This is a genomic window from Dongia sp. agr-C8 (assembly GCF_054658695.1).
On record NZ_BAAGHZ010000001.1, the window covers coordinates 200,316 to 225,142 of the forward strand.

Sequence of the window (24,827 nt, forward strand, 5' to 3'; positions counted from 1 at the left end):
ACGCCAGACCGATTGATTTGAGCGCCGGTCCCGGCAACGGGGCCGGCGCTGCCTTTTGGGGAGCAGCATGCGGCTTTTCGCCGGCGCCGGACTCGGCATCCTTTGCACCATTTCAACGGCCATGGCGGCGTCGATGACCAACGACATGGATCTGGTCTACGGCCGCTATCAGATGGCGATCTATGCCGCCCAACTTTGCCGCGGCGTTCCCGACAACGACGCGGTCTGGCGCAGGTGGGGGAGCTATCTGGACGCCAAGACCAACCACGAACTCGGCGCCGGCGAGCGCCTCTCGCTGATCGAGGGCGTGAAACGCGACGTCACCTACCTGGTGCGGCGCCAGGGCTGCGACAGCCCCTCGGTGAAGGACCTGCTGGCCCTCTACGACGCGGAGCTGGCGGGGTTGGTGAAGTCGCTCGTTGAGCCTTGAGACCGATCAGAGAGCGGCGCTACCGCCCCTCGCGCTTCCAGGCCAGCAGCACCGCGCCGAGCGAGAGCAGCAGCGCCGCCCAGGCCGGGATCAGCGGCGACTGGTCGATGCCGGTCACCACGTAATCCTGGTTCTGCTTCAACCCGAACCAGCCGCGGCCCGCCCGCTCGGACTTGGCCGAGACCTGGCGCAAGGTCGGCCAGCCGGCCGCCTCGTAGACCTGCACGCCGCCGCCGGTCGCGGAGATGAGCTGCGCCATCGGCTCGGCGCTGGCGCGCGGGTCGCGGTATTCCAGCGAGTTGAGCGCACCTGACGCCGCGAACGCCTCCTTCTGGCCGTCGGTCACGCGGTAAAGGCCCTGGTCCGGCGCCGGCATCTCGGCGGTGGCCTTGCCATGGCCGATATCGCCGAGCTTCAGCTTGGTCACCTTGCCGTCGGGCGCGGTGGCGTCGACCGTCGCCGGCTGGGCGCCGAGGCTGCGGCGCTGCACTTCCAGCTTGCCGTCGATCACGGTGGCGCGGAGATCCTCTTCCTCGAGATCCGGTTCCTGCATCAGCCAGTGGCCGATGCGGCGAATGAGCTCGGCCTGCGGCCCGCCGCCCTCGAAGCCCTTGGACCAGAGCCAGAGCTGGTCGGAGAAGAGCTCGGCGACCCGGCCCTTGCCGATCCGGTCCAGGACCAGCAGCGGCAGACCGTCGGCGCCGTTCATCAGCGTGTTGCCGCCGCGGGTGGTCGCCACGATCTGGCGGAACCAGCGGCCCCATTTCTGCTGGTCGGAGTCATTCTTGATGAGGTCGGCGGTCACCGGATGGCGCTTGCCGAGCTCGGTCAGGCTCGGTTTGTAGCCGCGGGTGATGATATCGCCGGTCGGCGCCGCCGAGAAGATCTCCTGCAGCGGCGTACGGTAGAGGCTGAACTGGCCGGCCGAGCTGGGACCGGCGGATTCCAGCACCGCGCCGCCGTTCTTCACGTAGTCGACGATGTGGAAGAAATACTCTTCCGGCAGGATCCCCAGATGCTGGAACCGGTCGAAGATGATCAGGTCGAACTGCTTCAGCTTGGTGTCGAACAGCTCGTCGATCGGGAAGGAGATCAGCGCCAGCTCGTTGATCGGCGTCGCATCCTGCTTGTTGGGCGGCCGCAGGATGGTGAAGTGGATGAGATCGACCGACGGATCCGACTTCAGGAGATTCCGCCAGACCCGCTCGCCGGGATAAGGCTCGCCGGAGATCAGCAGCACCTTCAGCCGGTCGCGCACGCCGTTGACCGAGAGCACGGCGGTGTTGTTGGCCTTGGTGATCTCCTGCGGTCCGTCTTCCGCGGTGATCTCGAACACGGTCTGTCCGCCATGCTCGAGCGGGAGCTGCAGGGTCTGCTCCTGGCCGACCGGCACCGAGACCGGCGGCAGCGCCTGGCCGTCGCGGCGGATCGTGACCTGCGCCGTGCCGCCGCCGTCGCTGCCGAGATCGTCGACCGTGAACTTCATCTCGACCGGCTTGCCCACCAGGCCGAAGCTCGGCGCCTCGGTCAGCATCAGGCGGCGGTCGCCCCGCTTCGGATCGCCGGTCATCAGCAGGTGGATCGGCGCGTCGAAGCCGAGCGCCGCCTTGGCGCCCCCCTGGCCATTGGCGTCGTCGGCGGCGATGGCGGGCAGGTCATGCACCTGGCCGTCGCTGATGGTGATGACGCCGGCCAGGCGGCGCAGCGGCACGTCGGCCAGGCCGCGCTGCAGCACGCCCATCAGCTCGGTACCCTTCTCGGCGGTATCCGGGCCGCCGCCGCCTTCGATCACCCGCACCTCGAGATCGGGCAGCAGGGCCAGCTGGCGCTTCACCTCGTTGAGCGCGTCGTTGGTCTCGCGGGCGCGATTGCCGAGATTCTGGCTGGGCGAGCGGTCGACCAGCACGACCGCGATATCCTTCTGGTAGTTGCGCTGCTCCTCGACCAGCGACGGGTCGAGCAGGGCGAAGACCAGCAGCAGGCCGGCGACCACGCGCCACGTGGTGCCGCGCGCACGGCGCGCCAGCGCGAACAGGATCAGCCCGCCGTAGAGCACGCCCAGCGCGATCAGCAGCGCCCAGGGCAGGATCGGGTTGAGCGCGATCGAATAGGCGCCGATGGTGATCAGGTCGTTCATCGGCGCACCATCATTGTCCGAGGCGCTCCAGAATCGCCGGCACGTGGACCTGGTCCGACTTGTAGTTGCCGGTCATCGCATACATCACGATGTTGACGCCGAAGCGGTAGGCCATCTCGCGCTGCCGCTCGCCGCCAGGCGTCACCGCATAGAGCGGCTGGCCGTAATCGTCGATCGCCCAGGCGCTGGCGTAGTCGTTGCTGCCGACCACCACGGTGGAGACGCCGTCGTTGATCCGACTGTTGCCGGATTCGACCCAGAGCGAGCCGCCGATCCAGCGGCCGGGGAAATCCTTCAGGAGATAGAAGGCGCGGGTCAGCACATGATCGGCCGGAACCGGCACCAGCGGCGGAATGTCCATGCCCTGGGTCAGCTCCTGCAGGCGCATCGCGCCCGGCCCCATGCTGCCGGCGAGGCCCGAGACGTTCTGGTCGGCGGTGTCGAAGAAGATCAGCCCGCCGCCCGCCAGATACTTGTTCAGCCGGTCGATGGCTGCCGGCGATGGCTGGCGCTGGCTGCCGCTGATCGGCCAGTAGAGCAGCGGATAGAAGGTGAGGTCGTCGGTCTCGAGGTCCACGCCGACCGGGTCGCCGACATCGGCCGAGGTTCGCTGCAGCAGCACCTCGGTCAAGCCCTTCAACCCGGCGCGGCTGGTGGCATCGACCTCGGGCGCGCCGGTGCGTACGTAGGCGAGATGCGCGGCATCGGTCGCCGCTATGATCTGCTCGTCGCTCTCCTGGGGCTGCGCCTGGACGTCGGGCGCGGCGGCGAGCATGACCGCGAGCAGAACGGCGGCGGCGCCGGCGGCACCGCGCAGGCTCGGCCGCAGCAGCAGGCCGCGCAAGGCCAGCGCGATCAGCAGGTCGCCAATCAGCAGCAGGAAAGCGGCGGCCAGCAGCCAGGGCTTGAAGTCGATGGTATGCGCGCGCGTGAGCGGCTGCGCGGCGATGCCGAGCGGCTTCAGGGCCTTCACCGCGCCGCTCAGGTTGAACGCGAGCCGCGCCTTGCGCTCGCCGTAGAAGCCCGGCGGATGCTGCGGCCCGATCTTGGCATTGTTGAGATCCTTGCCCGAGATCGGCAGCACGCCTGCCGGCACGCCGGCGAGGCGGCCGAAGCCGTCCAGCAGCGCGACCGGCGGTAGCGGCTTCTGCGCATCGACATCGGCGGCGGGAGCGCCGGCGGCAAGATCGACCAGCCGGTCCAGCATCTGCACGAACAGGCCCGAAAGCGCGAGGTCCGACCATTCCGCATTGGCGCTGACATGGAAGAGGACGAGATAGCCTTGCCCGGTCTTGGCACCGGTCACCAGCGGCGTGCCGTCGGCAAGACGCGCCCAGGTCTTGGAGCCGAGATCGATCGCCGGCTCGGCCAGGACCTGGCGCTGGACATGGATGTCCTTGGGCACCGCGAGGCCGGCGAAGGGCGAGCTCGACGGGAAGTCATCCAGCGTCGTCGGTTGCGACCAGGAGAGCGCGCCGCCCAGGATCCGGTCGCCTTGCCGCAGCCGCGCCGGGACCAGGGTGTCGTCCGGCGTGGAAGAGAGGCGCTCGCCCGCGAAGCGTACCAGCATGCCGCCGCGCTCGACCCATTTCTGCAGGCTGGCGCGGTTCTCCGGCGAGAGCGCGGTCTGGTCGGGCAGGATGATCATCGAGATCGGCTGCGCTGTCAGCGTCGCGAGATCGCCGATCCGGACCTCGTTGTTCGGGGCGAGGGCGCGCTGGATGTAATAGAGCTCGCCCAGCAGCGGCTGGCTGCCGAGCGTCGCGTTGTCGGTGACGACGCCGATCGGCTTGCGCCCGCCGGCATCGTCGAGCAGGGCGACCGACCCCGCCGACTGCCCGCCTTCCAGCGTGAGCTGGCTGGCGCGGCTCCGCAGCTCGATCGGCAGATCGACATTGGCCGACGCCACGAGGTCGGGCGCCTTGAAGTCCACCGTCACCAAACCCAGGCTGTGGTTCTCGCGGTCGAGCACGCGGACATTGACCCGCTGCGGTGCGCCCGCGACCGTGCGCATGGCGCGCAAGGTGATGCCCTGCGGGCGGAGCTCCGGTTCCTGCAACAGGATCGGCACCGCGCCCGGTCCGTCATCCATCACCTGCACCTGGCCGCGCTGTGCCAAACCGTCCTGCAGCGCGCGGTCGTTCGCCGGATTCGCATCGGCGAGCCCGTCGCTCAGCCAGATGGTGTTGAGGTCCTTGGCGAAATCGGCCGCCTTCAGCAGCTCGAGCGCCTTGGCGCGATCGACCGGCCAGGGCGAGGGCTGCAATGCCGCCAATTGTGCCGCGGCCTGATCCGCCGAGAGCAGCGAGATCGGGCGCAGCTGGCCGTTGGGCTGCGGCGCGGTGGTGAGCAGAATGACGCCGCGGTTCTCGCGCTCGGCCTCGGCGATCAGCTCCTGACCGAAGGCCTGGCGCTCGCCCCAGCCCGGGCCCGAGGCCCAGCCGTCGTCCAGCACCAGCATGAGCGGGCCCGAGCGCGGGAAGGGTTGTGCCGCGTTCCACAGCGGATGCGAGAGGCCGACGATCAGCAGCGCCGCGATCGCGAGGCGCAGCAGGATCAGCCACCAGGGCGTCCGGTGCGGCGTCTCTTCCTTCGGCAGCAGGCCGAAGAGGAGTCGAATGGCGGGGAAGGCGATACGCTTCGGCGCCGGTGGCGTGAGGCGCAGCAGCCACCACAGCACCGGCAAGGCGGCGAGCCCGACCAGCAGCCAGGGCGAGACGAAGGCGAGGCCGCCCAAGCCTAACATGACAGAGACCCCAGCATGCCCGTCATGCCCGGAACCTCTTATCGGCCGCGAGCCATTGATAGAGCGCCAGCAAGGCCGGTGCGCCGGGCGCATCGGTCACGTGAGTCGAGAAGCTCCACCCCGCATGGCGCGCCAGGGTGCGCAGCGCTTCGCGATGCGCGTCGAGCTTGTTCAGATACTGGTCGCGGATCGACTCGACCCGGCTCATCAGCAGTTCGCCTTCGCGTTCCAGACCCTTGAACCGCACCCGGCCGAGGAAGGGCATCGCGACTTCGGCGGGGTCAAGCACCTGCAGCAGATGGCCGCGCACGTCGCGCGCGGCGAAACGCTCGATCAGCGCTCGGAATTCCTCGATCGGCTGCAGGAAGTCGCTGATCATCACCGCATGCGCATGCGCGGGCAGGAGCACCGGCGGCGGCAGGCTGCGCTCGCTTTCGGCATTGTCCTGCGCCACTTGGCTGCGGTGCTGCAGCCGGTCGGCGAGGCGCTCGGCGACGGCGCGGCCGGAGATCGGCGGCTCGGGATCGCCGAGCAGCGCGACGCGTTCTCCCGCGCGCGCCAGCACATTCGAGAGCGCCAGCAACAGCACCAGGGAACGCTCGGCCTTGGTCGGCAGGTCCTTCTTGCTGGCATAGTCCATCGAGGGCGAGAGATCGCACCAGAGATAGACCGTCTGCGCCGCCGACCATTCCATTTGCCGGAGATAGATCTTGTCGGACTTGGCAGACTGGCGCCAATCGAGCTGCTTCAGCTCGTCGCCCGGATAATAGGGGCGGTGCTGCCAGAAGACATCGCCGCTGCCGACCCGGCGCCGCCCGTGCACGCCTTGCGTGACGGTAGCGGCGATGCGCTCGGCCGCGATCAAGAGCGGCGGCAGGCGGCCGGCGATTGCCGCTGATTCCGCCTTTGCCCGATCTGCCGTGATCGCCACTGACATTCCTTTGAAACCGAAGCCCCGATCAGCCGAGCAGGCCGACGAGCTTGTCGATGACCGCCGCCAGCGTCACGCCTTCGGCGCGCGCGCTGTAGGTGAGGGCGATGCGATGCCGCAGCACCGGATGCGCCAGCGCCACCACGTCGTCGATCGACGGGCTGAGGCGCCCCTGCAGCAGCGCGCGGGCGCGGGTCGCCAGCATCAGCGCCTGGCCGGCGCGCGGTCCCGGACCCCAGGCGAGATGCTTGGTGACGTCGGCCAGCTCGCCTTCGCCGGAACGGCCGGCACGCACCATCTTCAGAATCGCGTCCAGCACCTTGTCGCCGACGGGGATGCGCCGCACGATGCGCTGCGCCTTCATGAGCTCGTCGCCGTTCATCACCGCCTGCGGCTCCTGGTCCGCAGACCCGGTGGTGACGATCAGCATCTGCCGCTCGGCCGCGAGCGCTGGATAGTCGACGTCGATCTGCAGCAGGAAGCGGTCGAGCTGCGCCTCGGGCAGGGGATAGGTGCCTTCCTGTTCCAGCGGGTTCTGCGTCGCCAGCACATGGAAGGGCTGCGGCAGCTGGTGGGTCTGCCCGGCGACCGAGACCCGGTGCTCCTGCATCGCCTGCAGCAGCGCCGACTGGGTGCGCGGGCTGGCGCGGTTGATTTCGTCCGCCATCAGCAATTGGCAGAACACCGGGCCGGGGATGAAGCGGAAGGAACGGCGGCCGGATTCGCCCTCTTCGAGCACTTCCGAGCCGATGATGTCGGCCGGCATGAGGTCCGGCGTGCACTGCACCCGGCGGGTGTCGAGGCCGAGCACGCGGCCCAGGCAATCGACCAGCTTGGTCTTGGCCAGGCCGGGGACGCCGATCAAGAGGACATGGCCGCCGGCCAGGATCGAGATCAGCGATTGCTCGACGGTCTGCTCCTGTCCGAATATGACCTGGCCGATGTTGCGGCGCACCGCCTCCAGGCGTTTGTGGATCTGCTCCATTTCGCCGGCGAGGTCGGGGCTGGGCTGGGCTCCGGCTGCGGGTGATAACGGGGTCGCGCCGATGCTATTCTCCGTGATCGCCACCTGGGACATCCTTGGCTGTTGAAGCTTTGATAATGCAGCGTAATCCTACATCCGGCGGCCTGTCCATTTGGTTGTGCCCGAGGGCCTTGTGGGCCCCGCACACGGATGGGCCGGCTGACGGCGGCCGTTCCACCAACGCAGCCGATTTCTCCCAGTTGCCGAGCTGTGGGGACTTCGACATGCGAATCGCAAGCGACGGGACCTGGTTCTATCGGGGCTCGCCGATCGGACGGAAACCGCTGGTGAAGCTATTCTCCACGGTATTGCGGCGGGAAAATGGCGAGTTCTGGCTGGTGACGCCGGTCGAGCGCGGCCGCATCCTGGTGGACGACGCACCCTTCGTCGCCGTCGAGGTCGATGCCGTGGGCGAGGGGCCGGAGCGGCGTCTCACCTTTCGCACCAATGTCGATGACATTGTGACAGCCGACGAGTCGCATCCGATTCGTGTCGATCACGATCCGGCGAGCGGCGCGCCGCGGCCCTATATTACGGTGCGCAATGGGCTGGAGGCACGGATCCTGCGCCCGGTCTATTATCACCTGGTCGAATTGGGGGAATTCCGGACCGGCGACGGCGCCGAGCAGCTCGGCGTCTGGAGCTGCGGTCGCTTCTTCCCGCTGGGGCGGATCGACGCCTAATATCCGACATGCAACGCAGCGAAGTGATCCAACGCCTCGGGCAGGCGGCGCCCGGCATCCGTTCCGCACCCGGTACCACGCCGCCGGCGCCGCGCGTCTTCGACGTGGCGGCGCAGGCGCAACGCGGCGACCATGATCTCAATCCCGGCATGCACCCGGAACGCGCCCTGACCGCGGCCGCGGTTCTCGTTCCTTTGATCGACCGGGCAGACGGCCTCACCGTGCTGCTGACCAAGCGCACCGATCACCTCCACGACCATGCCGGCCAGGTCAGCTTTCCCGGCGGCCGAGTCGATCCCGAGGACCGCGATGCCGCCGCCGCCGCCTTGCGCGAGGCGAAGGAAGAGGTCGGGCTCGACCCGCAGCGCGTAGACCTGGTTGGGAGACTCGACACCTATGTGACCCGCACCGGCTTCGAGGTCATCCCTTGGGTCGGCCTGGTGATGCCGCCCATCGCCCTGGTGCCCGATCCCTTCGAGGTCGCCGAGGTCTTCGAGGTGCCGCTGGGCTTCTTCCTCGACGCCGGCAACCGCCGCACCGAGAGCCGGGTCTGGCAAGGGAAGGAGCGTTTCTTCTACGTCTATCCCTGGCCTGGCTATTACATCTGGGGCGCCACCGCCGGGATGCTCTCCAATCTCGCCGAGGTCCTGCGCGCGTCATGACCGCGACCCTCGGCACCTTCCCGCAGGACTGGATGACGGCCGGCCCGGCGCACAAGGTCTACCAGGCGCTGGAGCGCGCGGGCGGCGCCCCGCGTTTCGTCGGCGGCTGCGTGCGCGACGGCTTGCTCGGGCGCAAGATCCGCGACATCGACATCGCGACGCCGCTGGAACCGGCCGCCGTCATGAAGGCCGCCGAGGCCGCCGGCTTGAAACACGCGCCGACCGGGATCGACCACGGCACGGTGACGGTGATCGCCGACCATGTCGGCATCGAGGTGACGACACTCCGCCGCGACGTCGAGACCTTCGGCCGCCATGCGACGGTCGCCTTCACCGACGACTGGCGCGCGGACGCGGCGCGCCGCGATCTCACCATGAACGCGCTCTCGGCTGACGCCGGCGGCCAAGTCTACGACTATTTCGATGGGCTGGCCGATATGAAGGCCGGCCGGGTGCGCTTCGTTGGCTCAGCCGAGGACCGGATGCGCGAGGATTACTTGCGCATCCTGCGCTATTTCCGCTTCCACGCCGATTATGCGAGCGGCGGCTTCGATCCGCCGGCGCTCGCCGCCGCGCGCGCGCTGAAGGCCGAGTTGAAATCGCTTTCCGGCGAACGCCTCCGCCAGGAGACCTTGAAGCTGCTGGTGGCGCGGCGCGGGGTCGAGACCTGGCGCGCCATGCTCTCCGAGGGGATCGTCGCGGCCTTCCTGCCGCAAGCGACCACGATCGACCGCCTGGCCAAGGTCGCGGTGCTCGAATCCCGTCTGAAAATCCCGCAGGATCCGGTGCGCCGGCTGGCGGCGCTCACCGTGACCGGCGCCGGGCCCGCCGCCGCCGAGACCCTGAAGCTCTCCAATGCCGACCGTGACCGCGTCGTCGCGATCAGCGCCGCGCGCCCCGAATTCGCCATGGGCGATGCGCACCTGGTGCGGCGAGAGATCTACGGCCTCGGCAACGCGCTGGCGCTCGACCTGCTGCTCACCGATTGGGCCGAGCCGGAAGTCGATGCGCAGCGCGCCTTCGAAATCGTCCGCGACTGGCCGCGCCCGGAACTGCCGGTCAAGGGCCGCGACGTCTCGGCCCTCGGCGTGCCGAAGGGACCGGAGATCGGCCGCCTGCTGAAGGACCTGGAAGACTGGTGGATCGCCGGCGACTTCGCCGCCGATCGCGCGCAATGCATCGCGGAATTGAAGCGCCGCATCGGGGGAAAGAAATGAAACGGCTTTGGGCGTTGGCCCTGCTCCTTCTGCCGCAAGCGGCACTGGCGGATGACGGGGTGCTCGCGCGGGTGCCGGAAGCGCAGCGTCTCATCAAAGAGGTCGTGTTGGACCCGGCGATCCAGAAGATCACCATCGTCACCGCCAGGGACCTCGCCCGCGAGCCGAAGCTCCCGGCCGACGAGGCGAAGTACCGGAAGTTCTACGAGGAGGCCGGCGTCTACATGGCCTATCCGCTCGACGTGAAGCTGAAGGCCGACCAGGGCTTTCAGGTCCTGCGCTGCGATTCCGGCGGCAGCAACGATCCGCAATGCGTGTTCTCGGCCTTGCAAGACCCCGAGAAAGAAGGGGTGGCAATCCCAGGACTGCTCTTCGTGATCCCGGGCGACGGCTGCGTTTACAGCAGCGGCCATACCAACAACATGTTCTCCGCCCGCGCCCTGCACTGCCTGAAGGACGGCAAGCTGCAGCCGGTCGCACAGCCCTTCGCCTATGCCGGCTTCCAGTCCAAGGCGCTGCGCTCGCTGACGCTCTATGCGGACAAAGAGAAATCGGGCATCGTCACCACGATTGCGCCCGGCGGTTTCGTCGAGGTGGTGCTGCAGGACGGTGATTTCTTCCTCCTGCGCGACGGCTTCGGCCTCACCGGCTGGGCGGCGCTGGAGCAGGGCCAGCAGGCGACCGATATCGAGGGCTTCTTCTACAACGGCGATTGAAGGGGACAGGCGTGGCAGACGATCTCTTGGGCGAACTCGAGAAGAAGATTCTCTGGCTCGCCGCCTGGACCATCCACAACGCCAACCATATCCGCGAGAACGCGGATGGGATGAAGGTCGGCGGGCACCAGGCCTCCTCGGCCTCGCTCGCGACCATCATGGCGGCGCTCTACTTCGAGGTGCTGCGGCCGGAGGACCGGGTCGCGGTGAAGCCACATGCCTCGCCGATCTTCCACGCGATCCAGTATCTCCTCGGCAAGCAGACCCGCGAGAAGCTCGAGCAGTTCCGCGGCTACAAGGGCGCGCAGAGCTATCCCTCGCGCACCAAGGATACCGACGACGTCGATTTCTCCACCGGCTCGGTGGGTCTCGGCGTCGCGCAGACTCTCTTCTCCTCGATCGTGCAGGACTATGTGAAGGCCAAGGGCTGGGCGAAGGGCCGCCGCGAGGGCCGCATGATCGCGCTGGTCGGCGATGCCGAGCTCGACGAGGGCAATATCTTCGAAGCCCTGCTCGAAGGCTGGAAGCAGGGCCTGCGGAACACCTGGTGGATCGTCGATTACAATCGCCAATCCCTCGACGCCAACGTGCGCGAGGGTCTCTGGCAGCGCTTCGAGGAGATCTTCAAGACCTTCGGCTGGGACGTCGTTATCCTCAAATATGGCACGCTGCTCGAAGCCGCTTTCCAGGAGCCCGGCGGCGAGCGCCTGCGCGAATGGATCGACCGCTGCCCGAACCAGCTCTATTCGGCACTCACCTTCCAGGGCGGCGCCGGCTGGCGCAAACGCCTGGAGGACGAGCTCGGCGACCAGGGCGAGGTCACGCGCCTGATCGCCAAACGCTCCGACGCGGAGCTCGCGGCTTTGATGACCAATCTCGCCGGTCATGACCGGCCGAGCCTGCTCAGAGCCTTCGCCGAAGCCTCCAAGCATGATCGACCGACCTGCTTCATCGCCTACACCATCAAGGGCTTCGGCCTGCCGCTCGCGGGCCACAAGGACAACCATTCGGGCCTGATGACTCCGGCGCAGATGGAGAACTTCCGCACCGCCATGAACGTGCGCGAAGGCCATGAATGGGATCGCTTCGAAGGCCTCACCGCCTCGCATGCGGTGTTGCAGGCCTATCTCGACCGCACGCCCTTCGCGCAAGGCGGCGACCGCCGGCTCAGCAGCGCCGCCGTGCCGGTGCCGGAATTCGCCATCGCCGCGCAGCCTGTCACATCGACGCAAATGGGCTTCGGCCAGATCCTGAACGAGATCGGCCGCGAGGAGACGCCGCTCAGCCAGCGGATCGTCACCACCGCGCCGGACGTGACCGTCTCGACCAATCTCGGTCCCTGGGTCAACCGCCGCGGCTTGTTCGCCCGCGCCAACATGGCCGACACCTTCCGCGAGGAGCGCATCGCCTCGGCGCAGAAATGGGAGTTCGGGCCCTCGGGCCAGCATCTCGAGCTCGGCATCGCAGAGATGAATCTCTTCATCATGCTCTCGGCGCTCGGGCTCTCGCATTCGATCAACGGCGAGCGCTTGATCCCGATCGGCACGCTCTACGATCCCTTCATCAGCCGTGGCCTCGATGCCTTGAACTACGCCTGCTATCAGGATGCGCGCTTCATCCTGGTGGCGACACCGTCGGGCGTTACCTTGGCGCCCGAAGGCGGCGCGCATCAGTCGATCGGAACGCCGCTGATCGGCCTGGCGCAGGATGGCCTGGCGGCGTTCGAGCCGGCCTTCGTCGACGAGCTCGCGGTGATCATGAAATGGGCCTTCGCCTATATCCAGCGCGGCGGCGAGGGCGATCCCGACGAGCGCAACTGGCTGCGCGACGAGACCGGCGGCTCGGTCTATCTGCGCCTTTCAACCCGCCAGATCGAGCAGCCGACCCGGGCGATGACGCCCGACCTCGAGCGCGCGATCATCGATGGCGGCTATTGGCTGCGCGAGCCGGGGCCGAATTGCAGCGCGGTCATCGCCTATACCGGCGCGGTCGCACCGGAGGCGATCGAGGCAGTCGGGCGGATGGGCGAAGCCTGGCGCGACATCGGACTCCTGGCCGTGACATCGGCCGACCGTCTCAATGCCGGCTGGTCGGCCGCAGTGCGCGCGCGCCAGCGCGGGTTGCGCCACGCCGAATCGCATATCGAGCGCCTGCTGAAGGGCGTGCCCTCATACGCGGCCTTCGTCACCGTGATGGACGGGCATCCGGCGACGCTGTCCTGGCTCGGCGGCGTCTACGGCCATCGCGTGCATCCGCTGGGCGTCGAGCATTTCGGCCAGACCGGTACGGTCGCCGATCTCTATCGGCATTTCGGCATCGATTCGGGTTCGATCCGAAGCGCCGCCGAGCGGATTTCCAGCGACCAGAGGCTGCACTTCAAGCTCGTCCGGTGACCGATGCGGCAAAATCGCCGCAAAACTTCCTAAAATGCAAACGCTCACACTGAGGTGTGAACAAGCCTATCGGGGAAGCGGAGTCAAGTCCCCCAATTCGCTTCTGGTGTAAGCCCCGCGCGCTTTAAATTGACCTCTGTCAGGGGCGCGATCGATCCATCGATAAGGCGCTCTCATCTAAGGGTGAGTGGTGCGCCGCCCGCATACGGCCGCCGGTTTCAGCTGGAGGCTTTCGCATGGACAACGATCTGATTTTCGAGACCGAGACGAGCGATATGTTGGCCGGCTCGGCCACCGGCGACACACAGATCGCAGCCGTCCCATCCAGCGGGACGCCCTATGCCGATGCCCTGGTGCGCCCGTTCGACGCTGCCCAGGTGGTGATCCCCCAGGGCGAAAACATCGTCCGCATACCGGTGGCGCCGGGCGAGGTGGTGCAACTCCCGTTCCCCGCCGACGCGCAGTTCCTGGCGCGGATCGACAACGGCAACCTCGCGATCAAGGTCGGTGACGTCACCGTCATCCTGCAGGGCTATGTCGAAGCCGCCGGCCAGGCCGCGCCGGTGATCGAGGCCGCCAACGGCCAAACGCTCGACATCGCGACCATCCTCGCCTCGACCGACCCCAACATCGACATCCAGACCGCGGCCGGTCCGGCTGCCGGCCCGCAGGGGCAGGGCGCCGACAACACCGGCGGGTTCTTCTCGCTATTCGGTCCGGGCGGCGGGCTCGGCGGGTTCCAGGGCGCCGGCGCCCAGGACGGCACCGATGGCCTCGGCGGCGGCACCGTCGACCAGACCGGCACGCTGTTCAAGCTGTTCGGCCTCGCGCCGCTCAATGTCGCGCCGCTGACGAGCGACGACGCCTACAGCACCGACGAGGATGTGAAGCTCACCGTTCCCGCCGGCACCGGCGTCCTGAGCAACGACACCGATCCGGACGGCGACCCGCTGACGGTCACCGCCTTCACCCAGGGGGCGCATGGCAGCGTCGTGGTCAATCCCGACGGCAGCTTCACCTACACCCCGGACAAGGACTACAACGGCCCCGACAGCTTCACCTACGACGCCAGCGACGGCAAAGGCGGCACCACCACCGCGACCGTCAGCATCACCGTCAACCCGGTGAACGACGACCCGGTTGCGAACAACGACAGCTACCTCGCGATCAAGGATATGCCGCTGGTGGTGACCGCTGCCAACGGCGTCCTCAAGAACGACACCGACGTGGATGGCGACGCGCTGACGGCGTCGAAGGTCACGGATCCGGCCCATGGCACGGTGACCGTCAATGCCGACGGCAGCTTCACCTACACGCCGAATGCCGGCTACTTCGGCAAGGACTCCTTCACCTACGAGGCGGATGACGGCAACGGCGGCACCAGCACGGCGACGGTGAATCTCTATGTCGACGCCCTGCCGGAATGGACCACCGGCTTCTTCAAGACCAACTTCAACGAGGATACCCCGAACCACGGGGCGGAGCTGAACTGGGTCATCGCCGATCCCGATGACACCAAGTTCACGATCACGGTGGACCCGGACACGCTGCCGGATGGCGTGAGCTACGACCCGGTCCTCAAGAAGCTGCAGTTCGACACCGTCGGCAAGTACGACTATCTCTCGCCCGGCGAGATGGCGAGCTTCACCATCAAGTTCACCATCACCGACGAGCACGGCGGCACCAGCGGCAAGGACGTGGTCCTGGAGATCACCGGCAAGGCCGACGCGGTGGATGCGGTCAACGACGTCGTGCTCACCAATGTCGGCGAGAACGGGGCCTTCACCATTCCGGAATGGGCGGTGCTCGCCAACGACAAGGATGCCAGCACCGAGGACGTCTCGGACGCCACCAGCGGCACCGGATACTCGACGCTCACCCATGTCTTCGGCGCGGGCCAGGATGGCACCATCGAATTCAAGGACAATGCCACCCTCGGCGGCAGCTTCGACTACACCGTTACCGACGGCAGCAAGGCGACGGCCACAGTCAACAACCAGGACGGCGGCGATCTCACCGGCACCACGGCCCATGAGATCATCGTCAGCGGCGGCGCCGGCGACAAGATCGACGGCAAGGGCGGCAAGGACCTGATCTTCGGCGGCGACGGCGACGACACCGTGATCTACCACAACGGCGACGTCGTGCAGGGCGGCGGCGATTCGATCGCCAAGAGCAACGACCTCGCCACCGCCGCCACCCGCGGCGACGTCTTCGCCAGCGATCACAACGTCAACTTCGTCACCACCAACCTCACGCATTTCGACGGCATCGAGACCATCTCGACGGCGGCCGCCGACGGCGGCGCGGGCGCGCAAAAGGTGACCATCGGCGCGTCGCAGGTGAATGCGCTCTCCGACCACACGATCACGCCGGGCGGCCTGTTCACCAGCGAGAAGGATGCGGTTCGCATCGACGGCGACGCCGTGGACCAGCTCTATCTCTCGATCAGCAAGGACGGCGGTAGCTGGACTGATACCGGCGTCGACGTGAACGGTTATCACGTCTTCGCCCACGAGACGACCGGCGGCGACCCGACCACGACCGACGCCTATGTCATGGTCCAGGCCGCCAATGTCGCCAACGTCCACCTGAACCAGGACGCGCCGTAAGGCCGGCGACCTCGACGGCTTGCATCATCCCCGCGCCGCGAGGCGCGGGGATTTTGTTTACGGCCAGATCACTTCCGGCGGCAGGGACATCAAGATCGCTTCCGTATTGCCGCCGGTCTTCAGCCCGAACAAAGTGCCGCGGTCGTAGATCAGGTTGAACTCGACATAGCGGCCGCGCTTGATCAGCAACGCGTGGCGTTGCTCCGGCGTCCAAGGCTGCTGCATGTGCCGGCGCACGATCTTCGGATAGGCCGCGAGGAAGGCCTCGCCGACCGCCTTGGTGAGGCCGAGATCGGCCTGCCAAAATCCGGTGTTGAGGTTGTCGTAGAAGATGCCGCCGACCCCGCGCGGCTCGTCGCGATGCGGCAGGTAGAAATATTCGTCGCACCATTTCTTGAAGCGCGGATAGTCGCCCGCCGGGCTGGCTTCGCAGGCGCCTTTGAGCGCGGCGTGGAATGCGGCCGTGTCTTCCGCATCGGGAAAGGTCGGCGTCAAATCCGCGCCGCCGCCGAACCAGGCGGTCGAGGTCACGATATGCCGCGTGTTCATATGCACCGCCGGCACCAGCGGCGAATGCATATGCGCGACCAGGCTGATGCCGCTCGCCCAGAACTTCCCATCGCCCGAAGCACCGGGGATCGACTTGCGGAACTCCGGGCTGAAGGTGCCGTGCACGGTCGAGATGTTGACGCCCACTTTCTCGAACACGCGGCCGCGCATGATCGACATCTCGCCGCCGCCGCCTTCGCCCGCTTCCGGGTCGGGTCGCGTCCATTGCTTGCGCTCGAATCGCCCGGCCGGGCGATCGCTACCCGTCAGCTCGTCTTCCAGCCTTTCGAACTCTTTGCAGATGCCGTCGCGCAGGGCCCGAAACCAGCCCGCCGCCTGTTCGCGGTGATCGCCCGGATATTCGCTCATGATGCCCTGCGCGCCGTCTTAGTTTCGCGGAGTTGCCGCATCGCCTCGCCGGCCACGATCGCCGCCGCCATGGCGACGTTGAGGCTGCGCAAGCCCGGCCGCATCGGGATGACCAGCCGCGCATCGGCCGCCGCGGCCACCTCGGCCGGCACGCCGCTGCTCTCCCGCCCGACCAGCAGCGTGTCCTCGGGGCCGAAGGCGAAATCGGTATAGGCGCGCTCGCCCTTGGTGGTCAGCAGCACCAGCCTTCCGCTCGCATCGTTTCGCGACTCGAGATAGCTCTCCCAGGACGGGTGTCGGGCGATCTCCACCTGGTCGATATAGTCCATGCCCGCCCGTCGCATCCGCTTGTCGTCGAAGACGAAGCCGGCCGGCAGGATGACATCGACGCTGAGGCCGAAACAGGCGGCCAGCCGCAACATGGCGCCGGTGTTCTGCGGGATATCCGGCTGGTAGAGGGCAAGCCGCATGGGGGGTCCTTGTTGGGGCGGTTCGGGGCGCGATACCCCCTGGAAGTGGGAGAATGCCGCGCTTTGCAACCCGTCGGATTTCCTTTATACCCATGCCCGGGATCGGCGGGGAAGCGACCGGTTCCGCCTGCCTGAGTGGTTGATATTGCTAGCGATTTCTGCGGCGCTTTGTCGCAAATCCCGCGGCCATCCGGCGGTCGGACCGATGTTATAACCCTTCCAGATCTTTGGGTTTTTTGCAGGCCCGCACCGGTCGGCGTTTCGCCGTCATCGGCGATGCGGGTTCGGGACGAGGGCAGTGCATATGGCGGATCACGCGCAATCGGCGCAGGGCGCGGGTGGGACGCGCCGCGACTTCCTTTATCTGATGTCGGCATCGGCCGCGGCCTTCGGTGGCCTCGCGGTCGCCTGGCCCTTCATCAGCAGCTTGAACCCGTCGGGCGACGTGCTGGCCCTGTCCTCGATCGAGGTCGATATCTCCGGCGTCCAGGTCGGGCAGGCGATCACCGTCAAGTGGCGCGGCAAGCCGGTCTTCATCCGCCACCGCACCCCGGAGGAGATCGCCGCCGCGAAGAAGGACGACCCCGAGGTCGATCCCGCCAACCCGAAGACCATCCTTTCCAACCCGGCCGGCCTCAAGGATCCGCAGACCGACGCCAGCCGTGTCCAGAAGCCGGAATGGCTGATCCTGGTCGGCGTTTGCACCCACTTGGGCTGCGTGCCGCTGGGGCAGAAGGCGTCGGACCCGCGCGGCGAATACGGCGGCTGGTACTGCCCCTGCCACGGCTCGCAATACGACACGTCGGGCCGCATCCGGAAGGGCCCAGCGCCCCTCGACCTCGAAGTGCCGCTCTACGCTTTCACCAACGACACCAACGTGAAGATCGGCTGAGGGGACAGCGAACATGGCCGCCGTTTTCAAGAACCCCGTCATTCGCTGGATCGACCATCGCCTGCCGGTCTTCTCCTACCTGCAGCACGAGGCGAACGACTATCCGACCCCGAAGAACCTGAGCTATTGGTGGAATTTCGGCTCGATCGCCGGCTTCATGCTGATGGTCATGATCGCGACCGGCATCTTCCTCGCGATGCAATACACGCCGCACGTCGACCATGCCTTCAACTCGGTCGAGCGCATCATGCGCGACGTCAATTATGGATGGATGCTGCGCTATCTCCATATGAACGGCGCCTCGATGTTCTTCATCGCGGTCTATATCCACATCTTCCGCGGCATCTACTACGGATCCTACAAGGCGCCGCGCGAGCTGCTCTGGATCATCGGCGTGCTGATCCTGCTGCTCATGATGGCGACCGCCTTCATGGGCTATGTGCTGCCCTGGGGCCAGATGAGCTTCTGGGGCGCCACCGTCATCACCAACCTGTTCTCGGCGATACCGGTGGTCGGCGACAGCATCGTGACCCTGCTCTGGGGCGGCTTCGCGGTCGACAACCCGACCCTGAACCGCTTCTTCTCGCTGCACTATCTGCTGCCCTTCGTGATCCTGGGCGTAGTGGTGGTGCACGTGCTCGCGCTGCACCGCTTCGGCTCGAACAACCCGACCGGCATCGACATGAAGGGCCCGCAGGACTCGATCCCGTTCCACCCGTATTACACGGTGAAGGACATGTACGGGCTCGGCGTCTTCATGCTGTTCTATGCCTTCTGGGTGTTCTACGCGCCGATGGCGCTGGGCGACCCCGACAACTTCATCCCGGCGAATCCGCTCTCGACCCCGCAGCATATCGTCCCGGAATGGTACTTCCTGCCGTTCTACGCGATCCTGCGCTCGATCCCGGACAAGCTCACCGGCGTGCTCGCCATGGGCGCCTCGATCGCGGTGCTGTTCGTCCTGCCCTGGCTCGACCGCTCGCCGGTGCGCTCGGGCGCCTATCGGCCGGCCTTCAAGCGCTTCTTCTGGACCCTGGTCTTCGTCTGCGCGATCCTGATGTTCTGCGGCAAGTACGCGCCGGCGAACTTCTGGCGGCCGCTGGAGTTCACCATCGTGACGCCGGAAATCCAGGCGGCAGAGGGGCAGGTCGAATCGGTCGAGGCGCTCTGGCCGGTCAGCTTCGCGGGCGGCCACTTCGGCATCCAGATCATTTTCCTGGGACAGATCGCGACCGTCTACTATTTCGCCTTTTTCCTGGTGATCCTGCCGCTGCTCTCGATCTTCGAGCGCACGAAGCCGCTGCCGCTGTCGATCAGCCAGGCGGTACTGGAGGGCAAGAGCGAAGGCGCGTTGCAGCAACCGGCTGCGGCGAAGGGGAAGGCGTAAGATCATGAAGAAGCGTTCGATCCTTCTGAACGGCATGGCCGTCGTCGCGGCGGTGGTTGCCGTCCTCTTCATCGCCGCCTCGCCGCACGAGGAAATTGAGGTCGAGAAGGGGAACTGGTCGTTCCAGGGCTTCTTCGGCAAGTTCGACCAGGCGCAGTTGAAGCGCGGCTTCCAGGTCTACAAGGACGTCTGCTCGGCCTGCCACTCGATGAACCTGCTCGCCTATCGCAACCTTGAGACCATCGGGTTCTCCGAGGACGAGGTGAAGGAGATCGCGGCCTCGGTGCAGGTGATGGACGGGCCGAACGACGCCGGCGAGATGTTCGAGCGGCCGGGCAAGCCGTCGGATGCCTTCAAGGCGCCGTTCCCCAACGAGCAGGCCGCGCGTGCCGCCAACAACGGCGCGCTGCCGCCCGACCTCTCGCTGATCGCCCGCTCGCGCGCCGGCAAGGGCTTCCTCGGCTATGAGGGCGCCGACTACATCCATGGCATCCTGACGGGCTACAAGGAGCCGCCCGCCGACTTCAAGCTGCAGGAAGGGATGAACTATAACGAGGGCTTCATCGGCCATCAGATCGCGATGCCGCAGCCGATCTCCGACGGCGCCGTGACCTATGCCGACGGCGCGCCGAACGATCTCGAGCACCTGTCCGAAGACGTCGCCGTCTTCCTCACCTGGGCCGGAGAGCCGAACCTGGAATCGCGGCATCTCACGGGCCTGAAGGCGGTGCTGTTCCTGGTCGTGTTCACGCTGCTGTTCTACGCGGCCAAGCGGAAGATCTGGTCGAGAATCCACTGACCGGCCGGCGTTGCCCGTGCCATTGTTCCAGCCGCCCCCGATGCCGGACTGCTTCGGGGGCGGTTTCTTTTTGGGGGAAGCATGAAGTTCGATCATGCCGCTGACGTCATCACCGGCATCGATCACACGCTGGTCGGCGTGCGCGACCTCGAGGCGGCGCGCGGCGCCTGGGAAACGCTCGGTTTCACCTGCACCCCGCGCGGCCGCCATATCGGCTGGGGCACCGGCAACTACTGCATCATGCTGGAGAGCGGCTATATCGAACTCCTGGGGGTGGTCGATCCCAGCCAGTTCCTAAACAACCTGGACGGCTTCCTGAAGAAGCGCGAAGGCTTGATGGGCGTTGCCTTCGGTACCGACAACCCGCGCGAATGCGCCGAGGCGCTGAAAGACTCGGGCGTCGTCTTCGAAGGGCCGAAGGGCTTGAAGCGCAAGCTGGAGCTGCCCGAGGGCGAGGTGCTGCCGGAATTCGAGCTGCTCTATCTCGACCGCGAGACGACGCCCGGCCTCAACGCCTTCATCACCCATCATTTGACGCCGGGCCTGATCCGCCGTCCCGAATGGCTGCGCCATGCCAACCGCGCGCGGCGGCTGATCTCGGTCACGGTGGTGACCGAGGACCCGGTCCGCACCGTGATCGGCTACCTGCCGCTGTTCGGTCCCGACCGGATCCAGGTCTCCGACGCGATGACCGTGGTCGATACCGGTGCCGGCGCTTTGCGCTTCGTGACCCCGAAGTCGCTGCGCACGCTCTACGACGCGCTGCTGCCGCTGCCCGAGCATGATACGCCTTGGGTCGCCGCGATGAAGATCGAGGTCGCCGACAAGGCCCGCTGCCGCGATTTCCTCAAGGACCGCCACGTGCCGGTGGAGAAGACCGGCAAGGGCTGCCTGGTTCCGCCCGAAGTCGCCAACGGCTGCATCATCGAGTTCGTGCAGTTGTGAGCGACCACTACAACCAGCCGGAGCTCGCCGCCCTCTACGACGACGAGAATGTCTGGGACGCGAGCTCCGACTTCTACCGCGACCTCGCCTTGCGCAGCGGCGCGAAGACCTTGCTGGATCTCGGCTGCGGCACCGGCCTGCTGACCCGCGGCATCCTGCAGGCGATCGGCGGCAGCGGCGTCGGCGTGGATCCGGCGACTCCCATGCTGGACGTCGCCCGCCGCAAGACCCGCGACGAGCGGGTGGAATGGCGGGAGGGCGACGCACGCAGCGTCCGCCTCGACCGCAAATTCGACCTGGTCATCATGACCGGGAATGCCTTCCAGGCCTTTCTCAGCGATGCCGACCAGGTCGCCTTGTTCCGCACCGCCGCCGCGCATCTCGCGCCGGGCGGCCGGTTCGCCTTCGAGAGCCGCAACCCGGCGAAGCGGGAATGGTTGGAATGGGGACCGGACCAGTCTTTCCGTGTACAGGAGACCGTCGCATACGGCCCGGTCGAGATCTGGAACGACGCCCGCATGAATCCCGATCGCATCCTCGATGTCGAGGAGCATTACCGCATCCTCTCAAGCGGCAAGCGTCTGCGTTCGGATTTCCGGCTGCGCTTCTCTTCGACGGAGGAGATCTGGGACGCCATGATGCCGGCCGCCCTCGCGGTCGAGCATTGCTACGGCGACTACGCCTGCCAGCCCTTCACCCCGGACGCGCGCGAGATCGTCATCGTCGCGCGGCTGCCGTAGCGGCTAGTCCCACCAGAAGTACCACCAATCGCTCGCCATCAGCGCCGCGGCCAGGGCGGAAAGGTCGCCGGCACCCTGTTCCACCAGATCGTTGCAGTAGAGATACTGGCCCTGCGCGAGCGCCAGCGCTTCCTCGCGGCTCTTCGGCGGGCGGGCGCCGCGCAGGTTCAGCGTATCGAAGCTCATGCCGACCAGCTCGACACCGTAACAATCCCGCCACTGCCGGAACGCGGCGACGTGGAATTCCGGCGGCGGGCAGGCGTTCCAGGCGCCCCAGTTGAGATAGGCCGGGATCTCGGTCCAGTCCGAGGTCGGGATCAAGGCGATCGATACCACCGGCAGCGGTGCGCGGAGATCGGTCGCGACCGACAGCCCGGGCATTTCCGGCGCTTCCGCGGGCCATTTGCCGAGCGGGGCCACGGGCTCCCGATAGACCGTGTCCGGCGTGAGCTCGATCGTTGGTTTCTTCTTCTTGGCTTCCGCGATGGCGGCCATCGCCTTGTGCCACTGCGCCTCGTTATAGGCGCGCAGGTCCTCGGGAAAGCGAATGCCGGCGGCTGCCGACAGGATCTCCTGGGCCGGGCGCGGTCCCGGCCATGCTTCCGTCGCCGGCTCGAGCATTTGCATCATCGTGACGATCGAATCTTCGTCGCCGATGACGACCGGGGTCCCTTTGCCGGACCGCTTCAGCTCTTCCCAGCGGGCTTCGGCCTCAGCCCCGGGGCATTCGACCCGCGGATAAGGAAAACTCGCCAGAGCCAGTCGTCGCCATTCCTCGGCGCGGCGCTTCAATTCTTCTGGCGACGGCAATGCATTGTCTCCCGTGGCGCGATCAATCCGGTACCCCGCGGCGGCGATCGCGGCAAGGCCGGTGAGCAGCATTTCCCGTCGTCGCATGCAGAACGCCGCTGAAGGTTGCCAGGTGCCAGGGTATGCGGGAAGCGCGGCCCTGAACAAGCGCCGGAGGATGAAGCCTAGATTGGGTCGAACTGCGAGACCGAAGAGCTCGTGATCCGGCAGCGCGATCCGGCGATGACCTTCTCGACCGCAGCCTGGACCTCGCGCACCGTCTCGTCCTCGACGGCGTCATTGGCTTTATGCACCGCGATGAAGAGTTCCTGGCCGTAAGTTGACATGCGCACATCGACCGGCTGCGGGCCGTACCAGAACGAAGCGGGAGCCTTGTTCGGGACTCGGATGTTGAGCACCAGGCCCTCGGCGTCCTCGTGGAACGGCTGCACCGGCCGGCCGACCAGCCGCGAGATTCCCTCGGCATCGCGCCGCAACTCGGCGCGCAATTCGGCATCGGTCATCGGCGGACAGGCGATGTGGTTCTGCACGCTGTAGACATTGCCGAGCACGCTGCAGCCGCCCAGCAGGCCGGCGCCCAGCGCCAGGGGAATCATCGCTCTGCGCATCGCACCACGGATGAAGGAGAGGCTGCAGCCGGACGAACCTCGATTATGCTGCGGGCGCCGCGCCCGGTCTAGGCGAGCGCCGGGACCGCGGCGGCGAGAATCGTCGCGGCGAAGCCGATATTCATCGCCCGTTCGACCCGCGGCGGCAGGCTGGCGCGATGCAGCAGCGCGCCCAGCAGCACCCAGGCGATATCGACGACCAGAATCACGCCGACGATCAGCGCCCACTTCAGCACGGCGTCCGCCGCAGTCCCGCCGCCGACCAAAGTGGTCGAAGCCATCAGCGAGGCGAAGGCGAGATAGGCCTTGGGGTTGGTGATGCCCAGCAAGAACCCGCCCAGGGGTGAGGGCGAGACGGCGGCTTCGCCCGCCGCCGCGACCGGCGCCGAGCCGATCTTCCAGGCGAGCCAGATAAGATAAAGCACCGCCGCGACCGTCGCCGCCTTCAGCAGCACCGGGAAGGCGGCCAGCAGCGAGAACAGCCCGGCGGCGCTGATCCCCGCGGCCAAGGCGAGCCCCACTTGCAGCCCGGCGTAATAGCGCAGCCCCGCGCGCAAGCCTCCGCCGCGTGTCACCGCGAGCAAGGCCGCGATGCCGGGGCCCGGCGAGCCCAACAAAGCCACCGCCGCCACCAGGAAAAGACCGATCGCCGTCCAGTTCATCGCAGCTCCCCGTTCGATGCCGGGGGTTGAATAGCCTCGCGATCTCCATTAGAAAAACGAATTGTTCTGAATGATCCTATTATGGGTCTTAATATGGAAGCCTTGCGCGACATCGACGTGCGGCTGCTCCGCGCCTTTGTGGCGGTCGCGGATACCGGACGCATGACCACCGCCGCCCGAGTGGTGAACCTCAGCCAGGGTGCGGTCAGCCAGCAGATCAAGCGGCTGGAGACATTGTTCGACTGCCTGCTGTTCCGCCGCGACGCGGATCTCATGCGCTTGACCCGCGAGGGCGAGCGGCTGATGGTGCGGGCGCAGCGCCTGATCGCGCTCAACGACGAGATCGTCAACGAGATGCGCGCGGCGGAATTCTCCGGCGAGGTACGGCTCGGTGTGCCGCATGACCTCGTCGCCATGCTGATGCCGCCGATCCTGCGCGTCTTCCGCCAGGCCCATCCCAACGTGCTGGTGACCCTGGTCAGCGACACCAGCAAGAGCCTGGCCGCCCAGCTGCTCGACGGCGCGATCGATCTCACCCTGCTCACGGAATCGAAGCTCGGCGCCCGCGATCACCGCCTGCTGACCGACCGACTGGTCTGGGTCGGCGCCAAGGGCGGCGATGCGCAGAGCCGGCGCCCCCTGCCGGTGGCGCTCGGCAACGAGACCTGCGCCTTCCGTGCCTCGGCGGTGCAGGCCTTGACCAAGGCCGGGATCGAATGGCGGGCGATCTGCCAGGTGGGCAGCCTCGAGCCGGTCTTCGCCACGCTGGAAGCCGACATGGCGATCGCGGCTTTCTTGTCGCGTACCGTGCCGGAGCGGCTCGACGTGATTGACGATGGCAGCTTGCCGAAGCTCTCGCAGCACCTGATCAGCCTGCGAACGTCACCGAGCGGCATGAGCCCGGTCGCGCAGGAATTGGCGCGCCACATCCGAGAAGGCTTCGAGCGGCGGTATGCGTAGCTTCCAAGCTCGTCATGCCCGGGCCCCGTCCGCGAATGCGGACATGCGCTCCCGTGGACCCGGGCATCTGTCTCCGGGAAGTGCT

General features: G+C 67.0%; 22 protein-coding genes. 13 read left to right on the forward strand and 9 right to left on the reverse strand.

Features of this window, described 5'->3' with window-relative positions; translation table 11 throughout:
• The first annotated feature begins 67 nt into the window (after window positions 1-67).
• A complete protein-coding gene (locus ACYQ4T_RS00940) occupies window positions 68-430 on the forward strand; it encodes a hypothetical protein (RefSeq protein WP_459849999.1) in 363 nt (120 codons plus the stop codon).
• A gap of 19 nt (window positions 431-449) precedes the next feature.
• Here ACYQ4T_RS00940 and ACYQ4T_RS00945 read toward each other — a convergent pair whose 3' ends face one another.
• Genes ACYQ4T_RS00945 through ACYQ4T_RS00960 form a run of 4 tightly spaced genes read right to left on the reverse strand, consistent with a single transcriptional unit; the run spans window position 450 to window position 7,229 of the window.
• Window positions 450-2,567, reverse strand: coding sequence for a hypothetical protein (locus tag ACYQ4T_RS00945; protein WP_459850001.1), 2,118 nt, complete (start codon window positions 2,565-2,567; stop codon window positions 450-452).
• A 10-nt stretch (window positions 2,568-2,577) separates the two neighbouring features.
• Window positions 2,578-5,313, reverse strand: a complete 2,736-nt coding sequence (locus ACYQ4T_RS00950) for a DUF4159 domain-containing protein (RefSeq protein ID WP_459850003.1) — start codon at window positions 5,311-5,313, stop codon at window positions 2,578-2,580.
• 22 nt (window positions 5,314-5,335) lie between these two features.
• Window positions 5,336-6,250 carry a DUF58 domain-containing protein gene (locus ACYQ4T_RS00955; RefSeq protein WP_459850005.1) on the reverse strand — a complete coding sequence of 305 codons (915 nt, stop codon included), beginning with the start codon at window positions 6,248-6,250 and terminating at the stop codon, window positions 5,336-5,338.
• A 22-nt stretch (window positions 6,251-6,272) separates the two neighbouring features.
• Entirely contained in the window at window positions 6,273-7,229 is a 957-nt protein-coding gene (locus ACYQ4T_RS00960; protein ID WP_459852014.1) for an AAA family ATPase, read from the reverse strand.
• Window positions 7,230-7,468: 239 nt separating this feature from the next.
• On the opposite strand from ACYQ4T_RS00960, the gene ACYQ4T_RS00965 reads away from it, so the two are divergent.
• The 6 genes from ACYQ4T_RS00965 to ACYQ4T_RS00990 all read left to right on the forward strand — a co-directional run bounded on the left by ACYQ4T_RS00965 (window position 7,469) and on the right by ACYQ4T_RS00990 (window position 15,551).
• Entirely contained in the window at window positions 7,469-7,951 is a 483-nt protein-coding gene (locus ACYQ4T_RS00965) for a DUF1285 domain-containing protein (RefSeq protein WP_459850007.1), read from the forward strand.
• A gap of 8 nt (window positions 7,952-7,959) precedes the next feature.
• On the forward strand, window positions 7,960-8,613 hold the full coding sequence (locus tag ACYQ4T_RS00970) for a CoA pyrophosphatase (protein ID WP_459850009.1): 654 nt from the start codon (window positions 7,960-7,962) through the stop codon (window positions 8,611-8,613).
• Entirely contained in the window at window positions 8,610-9,830 is a 1,221-nt protein-coding gene (locus ACYQ4T_RS00975) for a CCA tRNA nucleotidyltransferase (protein WP_459850011.1), read from the forward strand. Before ACYQ4T_RS00970 ends, ACYQ4T_RS00975 begins: the two co-directional genes overlap by 4 nt.
• Window positions 9,827-10,546 carry a hypothetical protein gene (locus tag ACYQ4T_RS00980; RefSeq protein ID WP_459850013.1) on the forward strand — a complete coding sequence of 240 codons (720 nt, stop codon included), beginning with the start codon at window positions 9,827-9,829 and terminating at the stop codon, window positions 10,544-10,546. The genes ACYQ4T_RS00975 and ACYQ4T_RS00980 overlap by 4 nt, the downstream gene beginning before the upstream one ends.
• A gap of 11 nt (window positions 10,547-10,557) precedes the next feature.
• Window positions 10,558-12,939 carry a transketolase gene (locus ACYQ4T_RS00985; protein ID WP_459850015.1) on the forward strand — a complete coding sequence of 794 codons (2,382 nt, stop codon included), beginning with the start codon at window positions 10,558-10,560 and terminating at the stop codon, window positions 12,937-12,939.
• A 236-nt stretch (window positions 12,940-13,175) separates the two neighbouring features.
• Window positions 13,176-15,551, forward strand: a complete 2,376-nt coding sequence (locus ACYQ4T_RS00990) for a cadherin-like domain-containing protein (RefSeq protein ID WP_459850017.1) — start codon at window positions 13,176-13,178, stop codon at window positions 15,549-15,551.
• A 57-nt stretch (window positions 15,552-15,608) separates the two neighbouring features.
• On the opposite strand, the gene hemF is transcribed toward ACYQ4T_RS00990, so the two are convergent.
• Window positions 15,609-16,469: an oxygen-dependent coproporphyrinogen oxidase gene (gene hemF, locus ACYQ4T_RS00995; RefSeq protein WP_459850018.1), complete on the reverse strand. Its 861-nt coding sequence runs from the start codon at window positions 16,467-16,469 to the stop codon at window positions 15,609-15,611.
• Window positions 16,466-16,939 (reverse strand): tRNA (cytidine(34)-2'-O)-methyltransferase, encoded by a 474-nt coding sequence (locus tag ACYQ4T_RS01000; RefSeq protein ID WP_459850020.1) that lies wholly within the window; start codon window positions 16,937-16,939, stop codon window positions 16,466-16,468. Before ACYQ4T_RS01000 ends, hemF begins: the two co-directional genes overlap by 4 nt.
• Before the next feature lie 304 nt (window positions 16,940-17,243).
• Between ACYQ4T_RS01000 and petA the strand changes: the two genes are divergently transcribed.
• From petA to ACYQ4T_RS01025, 5 genes are all read left to right on the forward strand, one after another.
• Window positions 17,244-17,831, forward strand: a complete 588-nt coding sequence (gene petA / locus ACYQ4T_RS01005; protein ID WP_459850022.1) for a ubiquinol-cytochrome c reductase iron-sulfur subunit — start codon at window positions 17,244-17,246, stop codon at window positions 17,829-17,831.
• A gap of 13 nt (window positions 17,832-17,844) precedes the next feature.
• On the forward strand, window positions 17,845-19,218 hold the full coding sequence (locus ACYQ4T_RS01010) for a cytochrome b (RefSeq protein WP_459850023.1): 1,374 nt from the start codon (window positions 17,845-17,847) through the stop codon (window positions 19,216-19,218).
• A 4-nt stretch (window positions 19,219-19,222) separates the two neighbouring features.
• Window positions 19,223-20,017, forward strand: coding sequence for a cytochrome c1 (locus ACYQ4T_RS01015; RefSeq protein WP_459850025.1), 795 nt, complete (start codon window positions 19,223-19,225; stop codon window positions 20,015-20,017).
• A gap of 81 nt (window positions 20,018-20,098) precedes the next feature.
• Window positions 20,099-20,962 carry a VOC family protein gene (locus ACYQ4T_RS01020; protein WP_459850027.1) on the forward strand — a complete coding sequence of 288 codons (864 nt, stop codon included), beginning with the start codon at window positions 20,099-20,101 and terminating at the stop codon, window positions 20,960-20,962.
• Window positions 20,959-21,702, forward strand: coding sequence for a class I SAM-dependent methyltransferase (locus ACYQ4T_RS01025; RefSeq protein WP_459850029.1), 744 nt, complete (start codon window positions 20,959-20,961; stop codon window positions 21,700-21,702). Before ACYQ4T_RS01020 ends, ACYQ4T_RS01025 begins: the two co-directional genes overlap by 4 nt.
• Window positions 21,703-21,705: 3 nt before the next feature.
• Here the strand turns inward: ACYQ4T_RS01025 and ACYQ4T_RS01030 are convergent, their stop codons facing one another.
• The 3 genes from ACYQ4T_RS01030 to ACYQ4T_RS01040 form a co-directional block, all read right to left on the reverse strand.
• Window positions 21,706-22,659, reverse strand: a complete 954-nt coding sequence (locus ACYQ4T_RS01030) for a DUF4253 domain-containing protein (RefSeq protein WP_459850031.1) — start codon at window positions 22,657-22,659, stop codon at window positions 21,706-21,708.
• 17 nt (window positions 22,660-22,676) lie between these two features.
• Entirely contained in the window at window positions 22,677-23,108 is a 432-nt protein-coding gene (locus ACYQ4T_RS01035; RefSeq protein ID WP_459850033.1) for a hypothetical protein, read from the reverse strand.
• An 80-nt stretch (window positions 23,109-23,188) separates the two neighbouring features.
• Window positions 23,189-23,782, reverse strand: coding sequence for a LysE family translocator (locus ACYQ4T_RS01040; RefSeq protein WP_459850035.1), 594 nt, complete (start codon window positions 23,780-23,782; stop codon window positions 23,189-23,191).
• Between the two features lie 81 nt (window positions 23,783-23,863).
• Here ACYQ4T_RS01040 and ACYQ4T_RS01045 point away from each other — a divergent pair, with 81 nt between their 5' ends.
• Complete coding sequence (locus ACYQ4T_RS01045; protein WP_459850037.1) at window positions 23,864-24,742, forward strand: LysR family transcriptional regulator; 879 nt, start codon at window positions 23,864-23,866, stop codon at window positions 24,740-24,742.
• The last annotated feature ends 85 nt before the right edge of the window (window positions 24,743-24,827 follow it).

Bases quoted from the DNA above. Each gene is read 5' to 3' on its own strand.
- ACYQ4T_RS00960 (WP_459852014.1), bottom strand. From the start codon at position 7,229: ATGGAGCAGATCCACAAACGCCTGGAGGCGGTGCGCCGCAACATCGGC.
- ACYQ4T_RS00970 (WP_459850009.1), top strand. From the start codon at position 7,960: ATGCAACGCAGCGAAGTGATCCAACGCCTCGGGCAGGCGGCGCCCGGC.
- ACYQ4T_RS00980 (WP_459850013.1), top strand. From the start codon at position 9,827: ATGAAACGGCTTTGGGCGTTGGCCCTGCTCCTTCTGCCGCAAGCGGCA.
- ACYQ4T_RS01015 (WP_459850025.1), top strand. From the start codon at position 19,223: ATGAAGAAGCGTTCGATCCTTCTGAACGGCATGGCCGTCGTCGCGGCG.
- ACYQ4T_RS00990 (WP_459850017.1), top strand. From the start codon at position 13,176: ATGGACAACGATCTGATTTTCGAGACCGAGACGAGCGATATGTTGGCC.
- ACYQ4T_RS01020 (WP_459850027.1), top strand. From the start codon at position 20,099: ATGAAGTTCGATCATGCCGCTGACGTCATCACCGGCATCGATCACACG.
- ACYQ4T_RS01045 (WP_459850037.1), top strand. From the start codon at position 23,864: ATGGGTCTTAATATGGAAGCCTTGCGCGACATCGACGTGCGGCTGCTC.
- ACYQ4T_RS00945 (WP_459850001.1), bottom strand. From the start codon at position 2,567: ATGAACGACCTGATCACCATCGGCGCCTATTCGATCGCGCTCAACCCG.
- ACYQ4T_RS01040 (WP_459850035.1), bottom strand. From the start codon at position 23,782: ATGAACTGGACGGCGATCGGTCTTTTCCTGGTGGCGGCGGTGGCTTTG.
- ACYQ4T_RS01035 (WP_459850033.1), bottom strand. From the start codon at position 23,108: ATGATTCCCCTGGCGCTGGGCGCCGGCCTGCTGGGCGGCTGCAGCGTG.
- ACYQ4T_RS00940 (WP_459849999.1), top strand. From the start codon at position 68: ATGCGGCTTTTCGCCGGCGCCGGACTCGGCATCCTTTGCACCATTTCA.
- ACYQ4T_RS01010 (WP_459850023.1), top strand. From the start codon at position 17,845: ATGGCCGCCGTTTTCAAGAACCCCGTCATTCGCTGGATCGACCATCGC.
- ACYQ4T_RS00975 (WP_459850011.1), top strand. From the start codon at position 8,610: ATGACCGCGACCCTCGGCACCTTCCCGCAGGACTGGATGACGGCCGGC.
- hemF (WP_459850018.1), bottom strand. From the start codon at position 16,469: ATGAGCGAATATCCGGGCGATCACCGCGAACAGGCGGCGGGCTGGTTT.
- ACYQ4T_RS00955 (WP_459850005.1), bottom strand. From the start codon at position 6,250: ATGTCAGTGGCGATCACGGCAGATCGGGCAAAGGCGGAATCAGCGGCA.
- petA (WP_459850022.1), top strand. From the start codon at position 17,244: ATGGCGGATCACGCGCAATCGGCGCAGGGCGCGGGTGGGACGCGCCGC.
- ACYQ4T_RS01000 (WP_459850020.1), bottom strand. From the start codon at position 16,939: ATGCGGCTTGCCCTCTACCAGCCGGATATCCCGCAGAACACCGGCGCC.
- ACYQ4T_RS00950 (WP_459850003.1), bottom strand. From the start codon at position 5,313: ATGTTAGGCTTGGGCGGCCTCGCCTTCGTCTCGCCCTGGCTGCTGGTC.